Annotated in this window: 15 protein-coding genes and 1 pseudogene; 7 read left to right on the plus strand and 9 right to left on the minus strand. The window is 69.1% G+C overall.

Annotated features, from left to right (window positions below):
• Positions 1 to 835: RICIN domain-containing protein (locus ACZ7BZ_RS37605; protein WP_470362305.1), on the plus strand; the 835-nt coding region annotated here is incomplete at its 5' end.
• 68 nt (positions 836 to 903) lie between these two features.
• On the opposite strand, the gene ACZ7BZ_RS37610 is transcribed toward ACZ7BZ_RS37605, so the two are convergent.
• Together ACZ7BZ_RS37610 and ACZ7BZ_RS37615 are read right to left on the minus strand one after the other, a co-directional pair.
• On the minus strand, positions 904 to 1470 hold the full coding sequence (locus tag ACZ7BZ_RS37610; RefSeq protein ID WP_470362306.1) for a hypothetical protein: 567 nt from the start codon (positions 1468 to 1470) through the stop codon (positions 904 to 906).
• Between the two features lie 62 nt (positions 1471 to 1532).
• Complete coding sequence (locus tag ACZ7BZ_RS37615; RefSeq protein ID WP_470362307.1) at positions 1533 to 2678, minus strand: hypothetical protein; 1146 nt, start codon at positions 2676 to 2678, stop codon at positions 1533 to 1535.
• Positions 2679 to 3007: 329 nt separating this feature from the next.
• Here ACZ7BZ_RS37615 and ACZ7BZ_RS37620 point away from each other — a divergent pair, with 329 nt between their 5' ends.
• Both ACZ7BZ_RS37620 and ACZ7BZ_RS37625 read left to right on the plus strand, forming a co-directional pair.
• Entirely contained in the window at positions 3008 to 3730 is a 723-nt protein-coding gene (locus tag ACZ7BZ_RS37620; RefSeq protein WP_470362308.1) for a hypothetical protein, read from the plus strand.
• Positions 3731 to 3806: 76 nt separating this feature from the next.
• Positions 3807 to 5660: an RICIN domain-containing protein gene (locus tag ACZ7BZ_RS37625; RefSeq protein ID WP_470362309.1), complete on the plus strand. Its 1854-nt coding sequence runs from the start codon at positions 3807 to 3809 to the stop codon at positions 5658 to 5660.
• Here the strand turns inward: ACZ7BZ_RS37625 and ACZ7BZ_RS37630 are convergent.
• Complete coding sequence (locus ACZ7BZ_RS37630; protein ID WP_470362310.1) at positions 5636 to 6121, minus strand: hypothetical protein; 486 nt, start codon at positions 6119 to 6121, stop codon at positions 5636 to 5638. The genes ACZ7BZ_RS37625 and ACZ7BZ_RS37630 overlap by 25 nt on opposite strands.
• Positions 6122 to 6795: 674 nt before the next feature.
• Here ACZ7BZ_RS37630 and ACZ7BZ_RS37635 point away from each other — a divergent pair.
• Positions 6796 to 7968, plus strand: coding sequence for a hypothetical protein (locus ACZ7BZ_RS37635; RefSeq protein ID WP_470362311.1), 1173 nt, complete (start codon positions 6796 to 6798; stop codon positions 7966 to 7968).
• A gap of 267 nt (positions 7969 to 8235) precedes the next feature.
• On the opposite strand, the gene ACZ7BZ_RS37640 is transcribed toward ACZ7BZ_RS37635, so the two are convergent.
• Complete coding sequence (locus ACZ7BZ_RS37640) at positions 8236 to 8577, minus strand: hypothetical protein (protein WP_470362312.1); 342 nt, start codon at positions 8575 to 8577, stop codon at positions 8236 to 8238.
• 139 nt (positions 8578 to 8716) lie between these two features.
• Between ACZ7BZ_RS37640 and ACZ7BZ_RS37645 the strand changes: the two genes are divergently transcribed.
• Positions 8717 to 9016 (plus strand): hypothetical protein, encoded by a 300-nt coding sequence (locus ACZ7BZ_RS37645; RefSeq protein ID WP_470362313.1) that lies wholly within the window; start codon positions 8717 to 8719, stop codon positions 9014 to 9016.
• A 160-nt stretch (positions 9017 to 9176) separates the two neighbouring features.
• On the opposite strand, the gene ACZ7BZ_RS37650 is transcribed toward ACZ7BZ_RS37645, so the two are convergent.
• Both ACZ7BZ_RS37650 and ACZ7BZ_RS37655 read right to left on the minus strand, forming a co-directional pair.
• Complete coding sequence (locus tag ACZ7BZ_RS37650) at positions 9177 to 10082, minus strand: IS5 family transposase (RefSeq protein ID WP_470362314.1); 906 nt, start codon at positions 10080 to 10082, stop codon at positions 9177 to 9179.
• A 219-nt stretch (positions 10083 to 10301) separates the two neighbouring features.
• Positions 10302 to 11207, minus strand: coding sequence for an AraC family transcriptional regulator (locus ACZ7BZ_RS37655; RefSeq protein WP_470362315.1), 906 nt, complete (start codon positions 11205 to 11207; stop codon positions 10302 to 10304).
• Positions 11208 to 11374: 167 nt separating this feature from the next.
• Here ACZ7BZ_RS37655 and ACZ7BZ_RS37660 point away from each other — a divergent pair, with 167 nt between their 5' ends.
• Entirely contained in the window at positions 11375 to 12289 is a 915-nt protein-coding gene (locus tag ACZ7BZ_RS37660) for an aldo/keto reductase (protein ID WP_470362316.1), read from the plus strand.
• Between the two features lie 757 nt (positions 12290 to 13046).
• Here ACZ7BZ_RS37660 and ACZ7BZ_RS37665 read toward each other — a convergent pair.
• Both ACZ7BZ_RS37665 and ACZ7BZ_RS37670 read right to left on the minus strand, forming a co-directional pair.
• Positions 13047 to 14287: pseudogene (locus ACZ7BZ_RS37665) on the minus strand (IS701 family transposase).
• 160 nt (positions 14288 to 14447) lie between these two features.
• A complete protein-coding gene (locus ACZ7BZ_RS37670) occupies positions 14448 to 14936 on the minus strand; it encodes a MarR family winged helix-turn-helix transcriptional regulator (RefSeq protein WP_470362317.1) in 489 nt (162 codons plus the stop codon).
• 88 nt (positions 14937 to 15024) lie between these two features.
• On the opposite strand from ACZ7BZ_RS37670, the gene ACZ7BZ_RS37675 reads away from it, so the two are divergent.
• Complete coding sequence (locus ACZ7BZ_RS37675; RefSeq protein WP_470362318.1) at positions 15025 to 15612, plus strand: NADPH-dependent FMN reductase; 588 nt, start codon at positions 15025 to 15027, stop codon at positions 15610 to 15612.
• A gap of 481 nt (positions 15613 to 16093) precedes the next feature.
• Here ACZ7BZ_RS37675 and ACZ7BZ_RS37680 read toward each other — a convergent pair whose 3' ends face one another.
• Entirely contained in the window at positions 16094 to 16477 is a 384-nt protein-coding gene (locus tag ACZ7BZ_RS37680; RefSeq protein ID WP_470362319.1) for a transposase, read from the minus strand.
• Between the last annotated feature and the right edge of the window lie 198 nt (positions 16478 to 16675).

Consider the following 16675-nt stretch of genomic DNA (forward strand, 5'->3'; position numbering starts at 1 on the left):
CCGGATCAGGAAGGTCGCGACGGACGGCACGATCACCACCATCGCCGGAACCGGCACCGCCGGCTCCACCGGCGACAACGGCCCGGCCGACAAGGCCCGACTGAACAGCCCTTTGGCGGTGGTGGTGGACAGCACCGGCGTGCTCTACATCGCCGACCACGCCAATCACCGGATCAGGAAGGTCGCGACGGACGGCACGATCACCACCATCGCCGGAACCGGCACCGCCGGCTCCACCGGCGACAACGGCCCGGCCGACAAGGCCCAGGTGAGCCTCCCGTCCGCGCTCGCCCTGGACAGCGTCGACACGCTCTACATCGCCGAGTACGGCGGTCACCGGATCCGGAAGATCGCCTCGCCATTGATGGCCGGTCTGCCCGAGTCGGGCACGGTGGTCTCCTGGGCCAACGTCCGCAGCAGGCTGCGGATGGGCGTGCTGCGCGAGTCCACCGAGGACGGGGCCGAGATCCACCAGTCCCTCGCCGTCCCCCGGGAGCACCAGCGGTGGCGGCTGGTGGTGGCGGGCCAGCAGGACGGCGAGGTGCTCTACAGGTTCGAGAACGTGCGCAGCGGCAAGGTCCTGGAGATCCTCGAAGCGGAGGAGGCCGCCGGTGCGGTGGCGGCGCAGCGCGCCTACCAGGGCGCTGACGCACACCACCAGCAGTGGCGGCTGATCCCCATCGGCCCCGCGACCGACAGCCCCCGGGTGTTCGAGATCGCCAACCGGCACAGCGGTCTGGTGCTGCGCGTCGATGCCACGGGGCCTGCGGCGATCAAGCAGTACGAGGCGGACGGCGACCACCGCAACCGGCAATGGCAGCTGCTCCCCGTCTGACACGAGCTCTGACACATGCGAAGGGGATCAGGGGCGGCAGCGCCCCTGACCCCCTTCGCGGTCGACCGCTACTGGGAGCTCGACGGGTCGGCCGCGGTCGGCTTGGTGGCCTTGGGCGTCGCGGGGGGCTCGGGGGCCTCCGCGGTCGGCTTGGTGGCCTTGGGCGTCGCGGGGGGCTCGGGGGCCTCCACGGTCGGCTTCTCCGGCTTGGGGGGCTTTTTGTAGTCGTCCCTCTTCGGCCTGCTCACCAAGTCCGGGGCCTTCTGGAGATCGTCGTTCTGGGCCACCGTCGGACTGGCCGCCTGCATGCGGCCGGCCGCGGCCGTGGAGACCGAACCGGGGTCCTTGGCGTACTGCGCCTGCGTGCCGGCCGAGGCCTGGGTGGTCTGGACGAAGGAGCCGAGGAAACCCAGGATGGCCCGCGCTTCGGGCGACTGCTCCCGCACGATCTTTGCCCGGTTGTTGGCCCCGTGGATCCCGCTGGTGAACAGGCTCGTGGTCGTGTCGTCGTACGTCTCGTCGTCGGAGTCCTCGAAGTCGACGTCCGCGCCGGGCTCCGGCTTGTCGCCGTCGGAGATCACCGAGAAGAGCCCCGCGCCCGTGCCCGCGGATTCGAAGATGTTGCCGAACACCATGGTTGTCACCTCTGGTCGTCGTGGCGGCGCCGCGCCCGTTCACGGCTGTTGGAACAGCTCGGTCAGGGCAGTTTGAAAAGGTCTCGTTCGCTGTCGGTCAGGCTCTCGCCGTCGAACATCGTGTGGTGGACCTCCAGAGCGGAGACCACCTCGGCCAGCCCCTTCATCCGGAAGCCGCCGCCCGCCAGGTCGAGGTCGGCGATGTCGCGGGCCACCAGCTTGGCGAGGCCGGGGTAGTCCCCGGGCTGCGGTGGCGAAAGAACCGCCACCGGCACGTCGTACTGCACGGCGAGCAGCCCGGAGAAGGTCACCGGGATCTCGTAGGAGTACTGCTTGCGGGTGCGCCGCTGGCTGGCGATGGTCGCCATCCGGGTGGTCGGTGGGACCTTGCCGGAGATCTGCGAGGTGGACTTCCAGCTGGTGGTCAGGGTGCCACCGACGGAGGCCGTGATGCCCTGCATCAACGCGGCGTTGAGCTGCGCGCTCCCGGTGGCGCTGCCCGTGGTCGTGAACGCCACCGAGTCCGTGATCGAGGATGTCGCGGTGGCCGTGGCGGAGGCCTGCGCCGTATTGGACATCGTGTTGGTCACGCCGTTCTCGGTGGCGTTCGCGTTGTCCAACCCGACGTTCTCCTTGCTGTTCTTGTTGGTCACCGTGGCGGTGCACTTGTTGGCCATGGCGTTCTGCAGCTGGGCGCTGAGCTGTCCCTGGAGCTGTCCCTGGAGCTGTCCCTGGAGGCTCAGTTGGAGCTGGTTCTGCAACTGCAGCTGGAGTTGCGCGCTGACGTTGCCGCCGAAGGTCAGCTGGGACGACCCCTGCAGTGACCAGGTGACGGCGTTCGAGACGGTGAAGTCGACCGTGTCGGTGAAACTCATGTCGGACGTCAGGCTGCGGTTGACGTAGCTGCGCGAGGAGAACATGTCGGGCGGCGGCTGCTGGATGTCGCGCCGCTCCTCGATCAGCGGCTCGCCGAGGTTCATGTAGGCGAGCCAGCCGAGTTGGTGGGCCGTACCGGGGAAGGTGCCGAAGCTCGCCTTGTTGACGGAGAAGCCGACGGGTTTGTGCTGTACGCCGTAATCGTCGACGTAGACCAGGCTGGGGTGCTCCAGGATGGCTTGCCAGGTCTGCTCGATGCCCAGTTCCCGCAGGTTCTTCTTGGTCAGCGGCTGGCGCTTGGCCCGATCCAGGTTGTATGCGTTGGAAGGCATTCCCCGTCCTCGGATGATGTCCTCGAATAGTCCGGTCGAACCGTGTTCGGTGAACTCGGTGAAATGGGAACAGAATTCTGCGCACGTTCCGGCGACCGAAGCTAGCACGGGCCTTATCACTGGAAGCGCCCCGTCCCGGCATGACACTCGATCGGGTGAACCAAGCTCCGTATCCTGCCCATCAGTTGGCGATTGTGTGACTCTGGCGCCGCCGACAGTTTCCGTGCAATGCGCTCCTGCGCTGAGCTTCCGTGCAATGCGCTCGTGCACTAAGCGTCCGAGCATTGTTCTCCCACATCCAGAACACCAGAACAGGTGAGGTTTCCGCGATGTACACCCAAGAACGCACCGCAATGGCGAATTTGGTGGTCGGCGGCCCGGTGGCGGTGAACAGCTACGACAACGCGATCGTGGCGGCGCTGATCGAGAACCGCCCGGTCATGCTCGTCCACGCCTTCAACGGCGGCTACTTGCGGCCCGTCGAGCTCAAGGACTCGGTCCACGACAAGGGCGTCAAGCTGGCCACCACGCTGGACCCGGACACCAAGGACGCGAAGGGCCACCTCTGGTACATCACGCCCGGCGGCTTCTTCGGGCAGCGACCGCTCTACTTCCTCGAGAGCGCCGCCGGCCAGACGATGCCCGCGCCCATCGATCCGGCCGGCACCGCCGCCGGGCGCGGCGACGACGGCACCCCGAAGCCGCAGCGGCGCCGCATCAGCGTCCACCAGGACGCCCCGAAGGCCGTGGCGGCCGACACCGTGCAGGTCGGCCTCCCCAGCAAGGTCGGCGACAAGTGGCGCGGCAAGAACGGCGCCCCCGAGGACACCCAGCTCTTCGTCGTCTCGGTGACACCGTGGGGCGGGATCACCTTCGTGCCGATCACCCACCCCGACGCCATCCTCGGCTTCAAGGACTACGCGGTGACGCCCGACAACGAGGTGCGCACCACCTACAACTGGGGCGGAGACTTCACCGGGACGATCATCAACACCTTCTACCCGCGGCTGCCCAACGAGTGGAACGTGCCGTACCACCACGTCTTCACGTGAGCCGAGCCCACCGCCACGTCACCACCGTCCCTAGCCAAATCCCCTAATGCCTTGAAGAGTTGGAAGAGGCACCACGATGCCCGTGCCCACGCAAGAACTGAAGCTGGAGATCGTCAACGCCGCCACGGGGAAGACCCTCGGCGCCCCGCCGACGCCGAACTCGGACGGGGCACTGGTCGTCCGCGGCTTCCCCGAGGACGGCCCGAGCCCGGAGCAGTGGCAGCTCGCCCCCGTGCAGACCGCGAACGGCGGGTTCGAGCAGGACGACCAGGGCTATGTGATCCGCAACGCGGCCGACAACAAGGCGCTTGAGCCCATCAGCAAGGACGGCGGCGTCCGCCGGTCGGCCGCCGCAGCGGGCAAGAAGGACCAGCAGTGGCACGTCGTCCCTGTCGAGGGTGAGGCGGGCCTCTACTTCATCGAGAGCGTGACCGACGGCACCGTCCTCGACCTCCCCGACCGTGACGAGGACGACGCCGATGAGCCCGAGATCCGTGTCGTCCTGCGCAAGTACGACGACGCCGCGAAGAGCCAGCGCTGGCGCTTCGTCACCGCCGAACCCGCCCGCACCAGCGACCTGGTGCTCCGCTTCGCCCAGCGCGACCACTGGAACGGCCGCCGGTCCTGGCCCCTGGTCCGCTCGACCGCGCTGCGGATGGTCCCCGGCGCCACCCCCTCCTTCAGCGACATGCTGCTCGTCCTGGAGCAGTTCGGGAGCGACAGGACCGCCGGGGGGTGGACCGGCGAGGGGCCCAACCGCGTTCCCGGTCAACCCGGTTGGTGGGCCGGCGCCGGTGCGCGGTTCCTCGCCGACCGCACGGGGGCGGGGCGGCACGACATCGTGGCACTTCGGCCCGCCAAGGGGGCCGTGACGGCGCCCAGTCGGGGCGACGGCACCTTCGACGACGAGCAGGCCCTGTACAAGTCCGCGCCCTCCCTGGCGCCCACCGACCTGTGGACCCTCTCCGACACCACGGGCAGCGGCAAGCCCGATGTCGTGGTGCTGGCCGCCGACGGCGTCCGGGTGTCCCTCCAGGGCGACGCCGGCAAGTTCGCCCCCGCCGCCGGCAAGTTGGTCCTCAAGGCGTTCGGCAGCGACCCGAAGGCCGGCGGCTGGCTCGCCGACCAGCACCCCCGCTTCCTCGCCGACACCACCGGCGACGGCCGCCTCGACCTCGTCGGCTGCCACGAGGACGGCGTCTGGGTCTCCCTCCAGGGCGACGACGGCACGTTCGCCGATCTCCCGGGTGAGCCGGCCCTCAGGGCGTTCGGCCACGGCGAGAAGGCGGGCGGCTGGCTCCTCGACAGGCACCCCCGCTTCCTCGCCGACACCACCGGCGACGGCCGCCTCGACCTCGTCGGCTGCCACGACGAGGGCGTCTGGGTCTCCCTCCAGGGCAACGACGGCACGTTCGCCGAACCCACGCTCGTCCTAGGCGACTTCGGGACCGTCCAGGGCTGGAAGTCGGTCGCGAAGCACCCCCGCTTCCTGGTCAGGACCACCGCCGACGGCCCCATGGACATCGTCGGGTTCGGCCCGCAGGGCGTCGCGGTATCCCGCGGGCGCGGCGACGGCACCTTCGAGCCCGCCAAGCTGGTCCTGAACGACTTCGGGACGGCGCAGGGGTGGACGCCCAAGAAGCACCTGCGGTTCCTCGCCGACGTCACCGGCAACGGCACCCCGGACATCGTCGGCTTCGGTGACGAGGGCGTCTGGGCGTCGCACGGCCTCGGTGAAGGCCGGTTCGAGCAGCCCCAGTTGGTATGCCGCGGCTTCGGCTACAGCGACGACGCGGGCGCCTGGCGGGTCGACCGGCACCCCCGCTTCGTCGGCGACATCACCGGTGAGGGGCGCGTCGACCTCGTCGGCTTCGGCGGGCCGGGGGTGTTCGTGGCCCGGAACCTCTACCGCCGTTTCAGGACCCGCTGACCGCACCACCGAGCCATCAGGAGATCATCCCGCTGTCCCCGATAGAGCGGGATGTTCTCCTGATACTTCGGCCAGATCGTGACCGGCCAGTACGGCAACGTGAACCTGGTGCCCCAGCGATGACCGCGCCCTTGATGACTCCCGCCGAAGCCGTGCACCAGCTCAACGCGCTGCTGGACGACGTCTTCGGGCGAGTGCTTCCGTGCGTCCGCGGCATACCCCTCGCGCAGGCCGAGTCCGACGATCACCCCTCCACGTCCCTGTCCGGCGGGTTGCTCGGCGTCTGGGGTCCATCCGGTGGCCTCGACCAGCCGGTGCACGGCGGCATCGCATACCGAGGTTTCCGGCGTGCCGTACGTGCGGCTCGGGTCTCGGTACAGCACCACTCCGTTGACCGGCTCGTCAGCGGTTCCCGGCAGGAAGGCCGCGACCGGCCAAGTGCGAGCCAGGTCGGTAAGCACATGCCGGACTTGCTGGAGCGGCACTTCGGTTGGCAGGTGCAGCGGTTAATCCAGGCTCCCTCTGCGGAAGCCACCCCGATGTAGCGCGTCGTCATGGGACGACTGTGCAGCAGAGGGGAGGCTAGCGATCTGCGGGGCGCCGTCGTCGCCTCTTCCCTGTAGCGCACCCGCCCTGGTTCGGCTGACGCGAATCTCGTTGTCCGGACCTCGCCTGGTCCTCCTCGACCGGCGCTCCGGTGTTCTGCCCGAGAGGGGGCTGCCGCCGAAGGCCTCTTGGATGCACCGGTATGTGGCGGAAACCGGGGGCGCAATCGACCATGCCTGATGCACCCGGTTCGCAGCGGGGCCTGAGGGGCCGCCACTGGCCCCGCCGAGCGCGCCCCAGGGCGGTGCGCAACAGCGTCGGTGCCAGACCTGGGCGGCTGGCCACGCCAGGCAGGTTCGTCCAGTGGCTCCTGAGGCGGCGCGGCTGTCACACAGGAGTGAGTCACTCATCTGGAGCCAATCGGTCGCCAGGGCGGGTCTCTTGGCCTGGGTCGGGTACGAATCGTTGGCTTGCTTTCGGGGTTGCCGGTCCGGCAGCCTTGTCAGAGGAGTCGAGGAGAGTATCGATGACCGTGTGTGTGTCCCGTGGGTGGTCTCACCGTCGGACGGCGACGCTGGGATCGCTCGTCTTGGGCGTCACCGCTGCTGTGTTCGCCCCAGGGGTACCCGTCTACGCCGCCCCGGCTCTTCCGCCCAACTGTCGGCAGGTCGCGACCGTCTACACCTGCACGCAAGGACTGTCGCAGGGCTGGATCCTGTCGGGTGGCGATGCGACTGTCATCATCACCAACAGCAACCCGGGTGGGGCCGGCATCAGCAAGAACGGCACCTTCTCCTACACCGGCTCCGGGCATCTCACGCTGACAGTCACCGGCGGCAAGGTCCTGGAGAACCTGAGCAACACCAACGTGGGCAGCGGTGTCGAAGGCACGATCAAGGTGGCGTCGACAGCCCTCGCCAGCACCGTCACCGTCACCGGCGGCAACGCAGCCGACGGTGCTGCTGAGGGCGAGCTTCCCGGTGGCGATGGCGTTCACTTCGGTCGCATCCTCGCAGAAAACAACGTGACCGGGACCTCGGTCAGGGTCACCGGCGGCAACGGCGGCGCCGGCAGCAGCACGACGGGAACTGCCGTCTACGCGGCGGGAGGTCGTGGCGGCAACGGCCTGGTGGGAGAGATTACCGCGACCGACGTGCGCATCCGCGGTGGCAACGGCGGCCTGGGAGGCAGCGTCATCGCCGCAGCCGGTGGCGCGGGAGGCTGGGGAGGCACCGGTGTTTTCGCCTTTAACTTGCCCGGTGGCAACTCGAAGGTCACCGCGGACACCGTCACCGTCACCGCCGGCAACGGCGCTGCCGGCGGCACCGACCTCTCCGCCGGCAACGGCGGCGCCGGCGGCCGGGGCGGCACTGGCATCCTCGCGACACGAGGATCCACGATCGCCATCACCGCGAACACGAGCGTCGAGACTGCTGGCGGCAACGGCGCAGCCGGCGGTACCAGCGGTCCTGGCGGCTCCGGCGGCGATGGCGGTACCGGCGGCACCGGCGTCCGCGCCGGCGGCGTCGACGGCAAGATTACCGTCGAGGCTCCCAAGGACACGAACTCCGGCGGTGCGGGCGGCCCCGGCGGCGCCGGTACGCGCGGCGGCACCGGCGGATTTGGCGGCGACGGGATCTGCGGCACCCCCACCGTCCCCGAGAACGCCGCCAACACCGGCGGAGCCGCCGGTCCGGGCGGCGCGCCTGGCGGCGAGTCCGGATCCGCCGGTGAACCGGACTCCGAGTTCTGCGCCGGCTGACCACACTCGGACCCGACAGCACCAACTTCTGCAGCGGAGCCGTATGTCGTCAGCAAAACGGCGTCCGGGCCTTTGATGCAACCAAAGCGAACCCCGCTTATAGGGGCGGCTGGCACTCCGTCCGCAGGAGCCAGTTGCATCGTGTCGGCCCGTCAGTTTGCTGGTGGGCGTGAAGCTTCCTGGGGCGAGTGCGGACCCCGTCCTTGGACACCAGGGATTATGCGCGAGCCCGGTAGGCCCGTCACCACGCGTCTCAACTGCGAGCGATCACATGCCGAACCGCATGTAGTAGTCCAGACTCTCACGCTCGCCGAGGCCTCCGATCACACGGACGGTCTCGGCGCCCCGCGCTGCGACGCCCTTATCGGGATCCGTGGCCAACTTGCTTGCGAGGTCGGCAGGTACAGCGCGCGGTTCGACCACAGCAACCTGGAGCAGATCCACCGCCGCATAGTCGCGGTCATCCCGATCGCGACTATGCGGCGGTGGATCGAAGATCGCGCGGGCTGCGGCGCGACGGAGCAACAGCGTCTTCGCGCCGGCGCGGGCAGCCGCGTGGACGTACCAGTCCTCTTTGCTCGGAAGTGCGAGTCTGGCCAGCAGTGGCACAGGCACTCGGCCAGGCAGGGACTGAGAGGCGATTCCCAAAGCGGACGTAGTGTCAAGTTTTCGCAGGTCAGGCACGTGTTCAGCGCCGGGAGGCAGGCTGGATCAGCTGGGTTCAGTTTCGCTGTGTCGGAGGTGGCGGATGCCGTCGGTTGTGGGGTTGCTGGAGGATCGGGAACGGGCGGCGCTGGTCCGGGTGGAGGAGTTGCGCGCGGAGATGGAGCGGCTTCGGGTTGCGGTGGCCGAGGCTGAGGAGGCAGCTCGGCGCGCGGTGGTCGCCCGCGAGGAGGTTGTCGAGGTCCTGGCCGCGTCGCCGGTCGGGGCGGAAGTCGAGGTGGTGGGGGCCGTGAGCGCGATCGCACCGAGGGTCGAAGTGCCGGGCTGGCAGCCGGGCTTGGATCGTTCGGTGCTGGCGGGCGACTGCGCGGCGATCGTGTCGTAGGTCGAGGCGGATGCGGGGGGCGGTGGGGAAGGAGCGCGGGCCCGGCGGATGCGTGAGCATCTGGGTTGGCAGGCCCGTGATGCCCGTGAGCAGGCAGCTCGGTTCCGCGCGAAGCGGCTGGTGGAGCGCGGGCGGCTGCGCGAGGAGCGGCCGGGACTGTTCAGGCCGCTTTCGGGGTGGGCCGACTGACGTGGCGTCGGGATGCGGGAGCTCCTTGGCGGGCCAGGCGGCGGGTGGCGGTGATGGAGGCGGCCCACCAGGCCATCGCCTCGGAGCTGTCGGTGCGGCTCTCGTAGTCCCGTGCCAGGCGCCGGGCCCGGATCAAGTGGGCGAAGCTGCGTACGACCACCCAGCGGCGCGGTAGCACGGTGAACCCACGCACGTCGTCGGGGCGCTTGACGACGGTCAGGGCCAGGGCGAGGACGGCGGAGGCGAATTCCACCAGCCAGCCGGTGTAGCCGCCGTCGGCCCAGACCAGCGTGATGGCGCGGTGCCGGGCGCGAAGGCGCTGGAGCAGGTCGCGGCCCGCGTCGCGGTCGCTGACGGATGCCGCGGTGACCATCACCACCAGCAGTAGGCCCAGGGTGTCGACGGCGATGGGCCGCTTACGGCCGTTGGTCTTCTTTCCGGCGTCGTAGCCGCGCGTGGCGGCGGGAACGGTGGCGTCGCCCTTCACCGTCTGGGAGTCGATGATCGCGGCGGTGGGCTCTTCCTTCTTGCCGGCCAGTTCGCGCAGGCGGGCGCGCAGCCGGGCGTAGAGCTCCTTGATCAGGTCGTTGTCGCGCCAGCGGCGGAAGAACCGGTACACGGCCCGCCAGGTGGGGAAGTCGGCGGGCAGACTTGCCCAGCGAACGCCCTCGGCTACGAGGTGGCGCACCGCGTCGAGCATCTGGCGGTGGCAGAAGCCTTCAGGGCGGCCCCCTTGCCCGTTCAGCCAGGCCGGCGCCGGAAGCAGCGGCCGGACCAGGGTCCATTCCACGTCCGTCAGGTCGCTGGCGTATCGGCGGACACGATCCGGCTGGTCAGCGGCGTTCCCGAGCCAGTGTGCGAGGCAATCGCACGACATGCCGGAGCTGGACGTGGGCAGGACGGACACGACACAGCGGGACACCAGGGCCTTCTGATGGTTCGTTGACTCGACATCACCGAACTGCGCAGGAGGCCCTTCTCCTATGCGCTGACCGTGGAGCGATCACCCAAACGAGCCCAATCCGCTCGCGGGTTCGAACGGCAGCCATGCCCCCGGTTTGGTAATTGCTTCTCCCGCCGCAGGCGTGAGCTGCAGCTACGCCGTGCCGCTCGCGTCGACCAGGTCCTGGCTCGGGGGGACTCCGAACTTGCGCGCGTACTCACGGCTGAACTGGCTCGGGCTCTCGTAGCCGACCTCGTAGGCGATGGTGGTGACCGAGGACCCGGCCGTCCTGAGGAGTTGTCGCGCTTCGAGCAGGCGAAGGTCCTTCTGGTACTGCAGGGGCGTGGTCGAGGTGATCGCCTTGAAGTGCTTGTGGAAGGACGACGCGCTCATCCCGACCTGCCGTGCCAGATCCGGGACGGCGATCGGCGAGCGGATGTCCTCGCGGATGCGGCCGATGGCGCGGGCGACGGCGCTCGCGTTGCTGTCGCGGCGCATGAGACGGCGGAGCATGCCGCCGAACGGGGCCGTCAGCAGGCGGTAGTGGATCTCCGTCGAGGTGAGCGCGCCGAGCACCCGCGCGTCGGCAGGCGAGTCGGCGACCGCGAGGTACCGGCCCATGGCGTCCAGCAGCCCCGGGTCCGCCCGGTGCTTCTGCGCCACGCGGGCGTGTTCGCCGTCGAGCGCCGAGTCGGCGACCTTGTCGTAGAGCTTGCGGATCGCGGCGATGTCCACCGCGAGGGCCAGCGCCAGATAGGGAGCCTGCGTGATCCGGGAGGTCACGGGCAGGTCGTGGCTCACGAGGAAGCAGTCGCCCGGGCCGAACGACAGCGTCTGCTCGCCGATCGCGAGTTCTTTCGCGCCTTGCAGGATCAGGCACAGGACGGGCTCGTACAGCGATGCCTGGAAGGAGCTGGGGGAGCTCTGCCGGAGGATCCGGAGGCCGGGCATCGGCTGCGGGATGACCTCCGGACGACCGTCGTCGTCGTGGGGACGACCGCAGCCGTCGGCTGCCCGAACCCGGCGGGAAGCGTCCTCGATCAGTCGTTCCAGGTGCACGTTTCGTCCTCCGTCGGTACCCCGGCCGGACCGCCGGGGCAGCCGCGCGGGCCAGTCCACTCTCTCAATCCGCGCAGGAATGGGCAAGCCGCTGGGAGGAGCAGGCAGGCGCCGCGGCGCCCCGCTGGGTAGCGTCGATCGCGTCGCGTTTCTTCGAGGAGGACAGCATGCGAACCCGAACACTGACCGCCGGCAACGAGATCCCCTACCTGGGCTTCGGCACGTATCTCATCGAGGACGGTGAGGTCGCCGCTGCGATGGGGGAGGCCATCCGCGCCGGCTACCGGCACATCGACACGGCCGAGGGCTATCGGAACGAGTCCGGCGTCGGGGCGGGCATCAAGGAGGCGCTCCGGTCCGAAGGGCTGACGCGCGGCGACCTGTTCGTCACCACGAAGCTCTACCCCGGGAACCCGGAGTGGGGGCAGCAGGCGAAGACCACCGAGTCCACGGTGGCCTCGCTCGACGAGAGCCTCGAACGGCTCGGGCTGGACTACGTGGACCTGTACCTGATCCACGCGCCGTTCGGACGCGAGGACAGGCTCGCGCAGTGGCGCGGGCTCGTCGAGCTGCAGCGCCAGGGCAAGGCCCGCGCCATCGGCGTGAGCAACTTCGGCATCGGGCACATCGAGGAGCTGAAGGCGGCGGGCCTGCCCCTGCCGGCGGCGAACCAGATCGAACTCCACCCGTGGTCGCAGAAGCCCGAACTGGTCCGCTACCTCGACGACAACGGGATCACGCCCATCGCTTACAGCAGCCTGGTTCCGCTCTCCACCTGGCGCACCGCTGAGGGACACCACAGCGCGAAGTCGGAGCAGATGAGGGCCGACGGTGAGCAGGCGGACAGGCCGTTCAAGGTCATGGCCCGGAAGTACGGCGTCGGCGAGGCCCAGGTCCTGCTGCGATGGGCCGTCCAGAAGGGCTACCCGGTGCTGCCGAAGAGCACCAGCCCCGACCGCATCCGGCAGAACGCCGACATCTTCGGCTTCACCATCGACGAGGAGGACATGACCGCGATCGAGAAGATGGACCGCGGCGACGGCGTCGCCTGGCCCACGGGAGACCCCACGAAGGCCGCGTGATCTCCGGAGCGGAAGCGTCACTGATGCTCGATCGGGTGACAGACGACATCAGACACAAGTCCGTGAACCGGCGTGTACGACGCCGGTGACGCGGTGTGCCTGGCCAACCCGGACCAGGACGGTCCCGGCCCAACCGAGTTCACCTTGCAGTTCGGCCTGCTCGCCTTGGGACCGCATACGGTGTCCGTCCACCTCGCCGGTTCCGACCCCGCTCCGGCCGAAGGGTGGCCGCCCACCGGGGGCGGGGTTTGCCTGCTGGCCGTGGTTGTTGGGCTCGTACAACCGGCGCGGTGCCGGTGACCCTCGGATCGGTCTTCGGAGTGCGCGATGGCGAGCGCCGAGAATTTCTGCGAGACCGCAAGGAATTGGTGAAGTTGGGAATTGCGGCGGCCACTTTCTGACTGGCATTCGGCCTGGTTCTGATTGATTTCTCTCGGCGCTGCGGGGCCTCTATCTGGTGACTTTCTGGGAGATCCTCGGGAATCGCTGGATTTGCGATCGGAGTGGCGCTACCCTGGAGGAATGAACGCCACCCGGACCCTCCGTCAAGCCCCTGACCTGGGGACCAGCTGGGGCCACACGTCATGCGCGCTGCCGCACGAGGTGCGCGAAACGTAGGCATCTGCGCACGCACGACGTGCGTGCGAGCGCATTTCAGGCAGGAATAGGGGAACCCTTCCTGCTGTTGGTCAAGGGGTCGCAGGTTCAAATCCTGTCGTCCCGACTTGCTTAATGCTCCGGCTGTAGATCGTGATCTTCACGGTTGTTGGGCGGCTTGTCGCTGGTAGTGGCTGGTGCGGGACCGTGCTTGGTGTCGGCGCCGCCATGCTGACCAACGGAGTCGGTGAGCGAGGTCGCGGGCGGGCTGGAGCAGGGCTGCGAACAGTCGTTGGATCTCATTGCAGGTCAGCGGGCTGAGTTCGGCTGCCGCCGTGTTCGTGGCGCGTTCGATGGCGGCGGTGACGGCGAGGAAGGCGTGCGCGAGCATGGCCAGGGCGGTCCAGCGGTGCCAGGAGGCCCAACGGCGAACCTGGTGCTCGTCAGCCCGGCCAGGCCCTTGGCGGCCTGGAAGGTCTCCTCCACCGTCCAGCGCCGTCCCGCCACCTTGACCAGGGTGCTCAGCGGCACCGGCCGGGCCGAGTAGCAGCGGTAGAAGGCGAGTTCACCGGTGCGCCGGTTGCGCCGCACCAGCAGCCACCGGTGGCCGTGGCTGCCGGGCGGCGCGACCATGTCGACCTGCGCCCAGTCGTAGAAGCGGTGGCCCTTGGCGCCGGCGCCCGCCGACAGCCGCTGCCAGGCCCGCTTCGGCAGGCCGTGGGCGAGTTGGCCGGCCTGGAAGACGCCCGCGCGGGTGGTGATGGGCCGCTTGCGTGAGACGGCCAGGACGTAGCCGATCTGACGCCGTTCCAGCTCAGCGCTCAGGTGCGGGTCACCGCCGTAGACCTCGTCGCCGGCCACCCAGGCGGCCGGGACGCCGGCGTCCAGGGTCCGGGCGATCATCTCGGTGGCCAGGGCGGGCTTGGTCGCGAACTTCAGGTTGTCGGGGATGCCGGCCGCGCGGCAACGGTCGGGGTCTTGGGTCCAGGAGCGCGGGATATACAGACGGCGGTCGACGGCGGCATGCCCGGCTTGGGCGGCGTAGACGGAGTAGGCCGCGACTTGGGAGTTCTCGATCCTGCCGGCGGTGCCCGTGTACTGGCGCTGGACCCCGACGCTCGCGGTGCCCTTCTTCAGGTCGCTGGTCTCGTCCACGACCAGGACGGCGCCTTCGTCACGCAGGTACTCGACCACGAAGTTGCGGATGTCGTCCCGTACTTGATCGGCATCCCACGACGCCCGGCTGAGCAGGTGCTGCATTCCGGCCGGATTCGCGTCGCCGGCGTGCTCGGCGATCGTCCAGCAGTTCTTCCTCGGCAGGTCCGCGAGCAGGCCCAGCACGAATGCCCGCGCTCGACGACGTGGTTCCACCCGGGCGAACCTGCCCGCTACACGGGCCATCAGGCGCTCGAATACCGACTGCCACCGGGCAGGGTCTACGCTGTGGCCCACGGCCACCGGCTGATCTTCATTTGTCGACACAACTCACGATGATCAACGGTGGTCGTCTCCGTCGGCGGACCGGTCTCACCCAGCAAGATCAAGATCCACGGCTGGAGCGCTAGGATGCGCCGTCGCCGGCAGTCTCGCCGCGGTGCGGGTTGAGGCGGTCGACTGCTTGCTCGCTCCATGTCCGGATGACTGATGCCTGCTCGGGGGTCAGTGAGTCGAGGAAGTGGCGGCGGATGTTGCCGCCGTGCACGAGGATGGCACTCTGGGCGGCGCGGCGCCCCTCGGCGGTCAGCCCGATCCCCGCACGGCGACCATCGGCGCCGTACTGGGTGCGCTTGACGAATCCGCGTTTTTCCATCCGCGTGAGCTGGTGTGAGACGCGGCTCTTGTCCCAGTCGAGTGACTCGGAGAGCTCGCCGACGCGCATTTCGCTGCTGCCGGCCTGCCACAGCGTCACCAGCACGCTGAACTCGGGCTTCGAGATGTCGCAGTCACGCTGTAGACCACGCTCCAGCTCCCTGATGAGCAGGTGCTGCGCGCGCATCCAGGTGTCCCAGAACTCCCACTCCTCCGGCTCCAGTGATCGAGTCTCTGTCATGTCGCCGAGGATAGCCCGCGCCCAAAGGAGTTGTCGCGTCAACTCTCCTCGATCTAGAGTTGACGTATCAACTCTCGGAGGGAAGACCATGACACTTCGCATCGCACTCATCCTCGGAAGCACCCGCCCCGGACGCCGCGGCGACCAGATCGCCGCCTGGGCCCTGGAGGTCGCCCGTGCCCACGGCGGCGCCGACTACGACCTCATCGACCTCGCCGACCACAACCTCGGCAACCTCGACGAGCCCGGCAACCCGAACCTCCAGCAGTACCAGCACGACCACACCCGCACCTGGGGCGCACTCATCGACAGCTTCGACGGCTACGTATTCCTCGTCCCCGAGTACAACCACTCCTACCCCGGAGCTCTGAAGAACGCCCTGGACTACGTCTACCGGGAGTGGAACGACAAGGCCGCCGGGATCATCAGCTACGGCGGCTGGGTCGCCGGGGCCCGGGCCGCCGAGGCGCTGCGGCTCGTCCTCGCCGAACTTCAGGTGGCCACGGTCCGCGCCCAGCCCACCATCTCGACACACCCCTCGTTCCACACCGGCACCTTCGCCCCCCAGGAGGGCCTCGATGCCGCCGTCGGCGGCATGCTCGACCAGGTGATCGCGTGGTCCGGTGCACTGCGCGGGGTGCGCGAGGCCAAGAGGCAGACGGCCACCGCCGCATGAGGCCCAGTGCGTGGTGTCCGCGTACTTGGTACCAGATGCTCTCGGCGGGGCCGGCCGCCTTCGTGATGTCCCACGACCACACCTGGGAGGGCGCGGTGGCGACCAGTTCGGGCACCGCCTTGGCCGGGTGTGTGGCCTGGCGGCGTCGCTCGCCCGACTGCCCGCGCTCGCGCAGGATCCGGTACATCGTTGAGACCGAGCAGTGGTAGCGCCCGGTATCCAGCTCACGGGCCCGGATCTGCGCGGGCGGCAGCTCGGCGTACTCGGGGCTGTTCATCAACTCCAGTACCGCATCCCGCTCTTCGGCTGTCAGGGCCGACGGCTGGACCTGTGCGGATCTGGGCCGGCGCGGGGGGTGGCGGCTTGAGCCTGCGGTAGTGGGTGGCCCGGGAGCGGCCGGTCAGCCGGCACGCGGCCGTGGTGCCCAGTTCCTGCTCGACGGCGGTGAACGCCTCGTCCACGACGGGGTCGGCGGCGTGGGTCAGTCCGCGCTCTCGGAGATCATTTCCAAGAGCGCCGACGCTCTTCCCAGGACCTCCAGCGCGGCCTTGTTCCGGGCGAGTTCCTTCTCCAGCCGTTCCACCTGGCGGCGCAGCTTCTTGTTCTCGGCCTCGGCGGCGGACTTCTTCGGGCGGGCCGGGCTGGTTCGGTGGTCGACCAGGTTCTCCAGGGCCCCGGCATCACGCGCGGCCCGCCACTCGGCGACATGCGAGTGGTAGAGGCGCTCGCGGCGCAGGACCGCACCCTTCTCGCCCTCGGGCGCGGCGTCGTACTCGGCTACGATCCGCAGCTTGTACTCGGGGCTGAACGTGCGGCGCTTCGGCCTGGGTGCCGCGTCGGCGGTGGACGGGTCGGTGCTGGTCATCAGGGGTGGAACTCCTACTCGGGCCCTCTCAGGCTAACCCGACAAAGCGGGACGTCTCATCCAAGGCTGACAGAGGGGGGAATGGCTGGAGCATTAGAAGTCGTCTCATTTGGGTGAGTAGACTCCGGGCGTGCTGATCGTGGAGCGTCTGGTGCCGGACGAGTTGTGGGAGCTGTTCCAGTTGGTGGTGCCGGAGGC

Source organism: Kitasatospora sp. NPDC036934, from assembly GCF_055608425.1.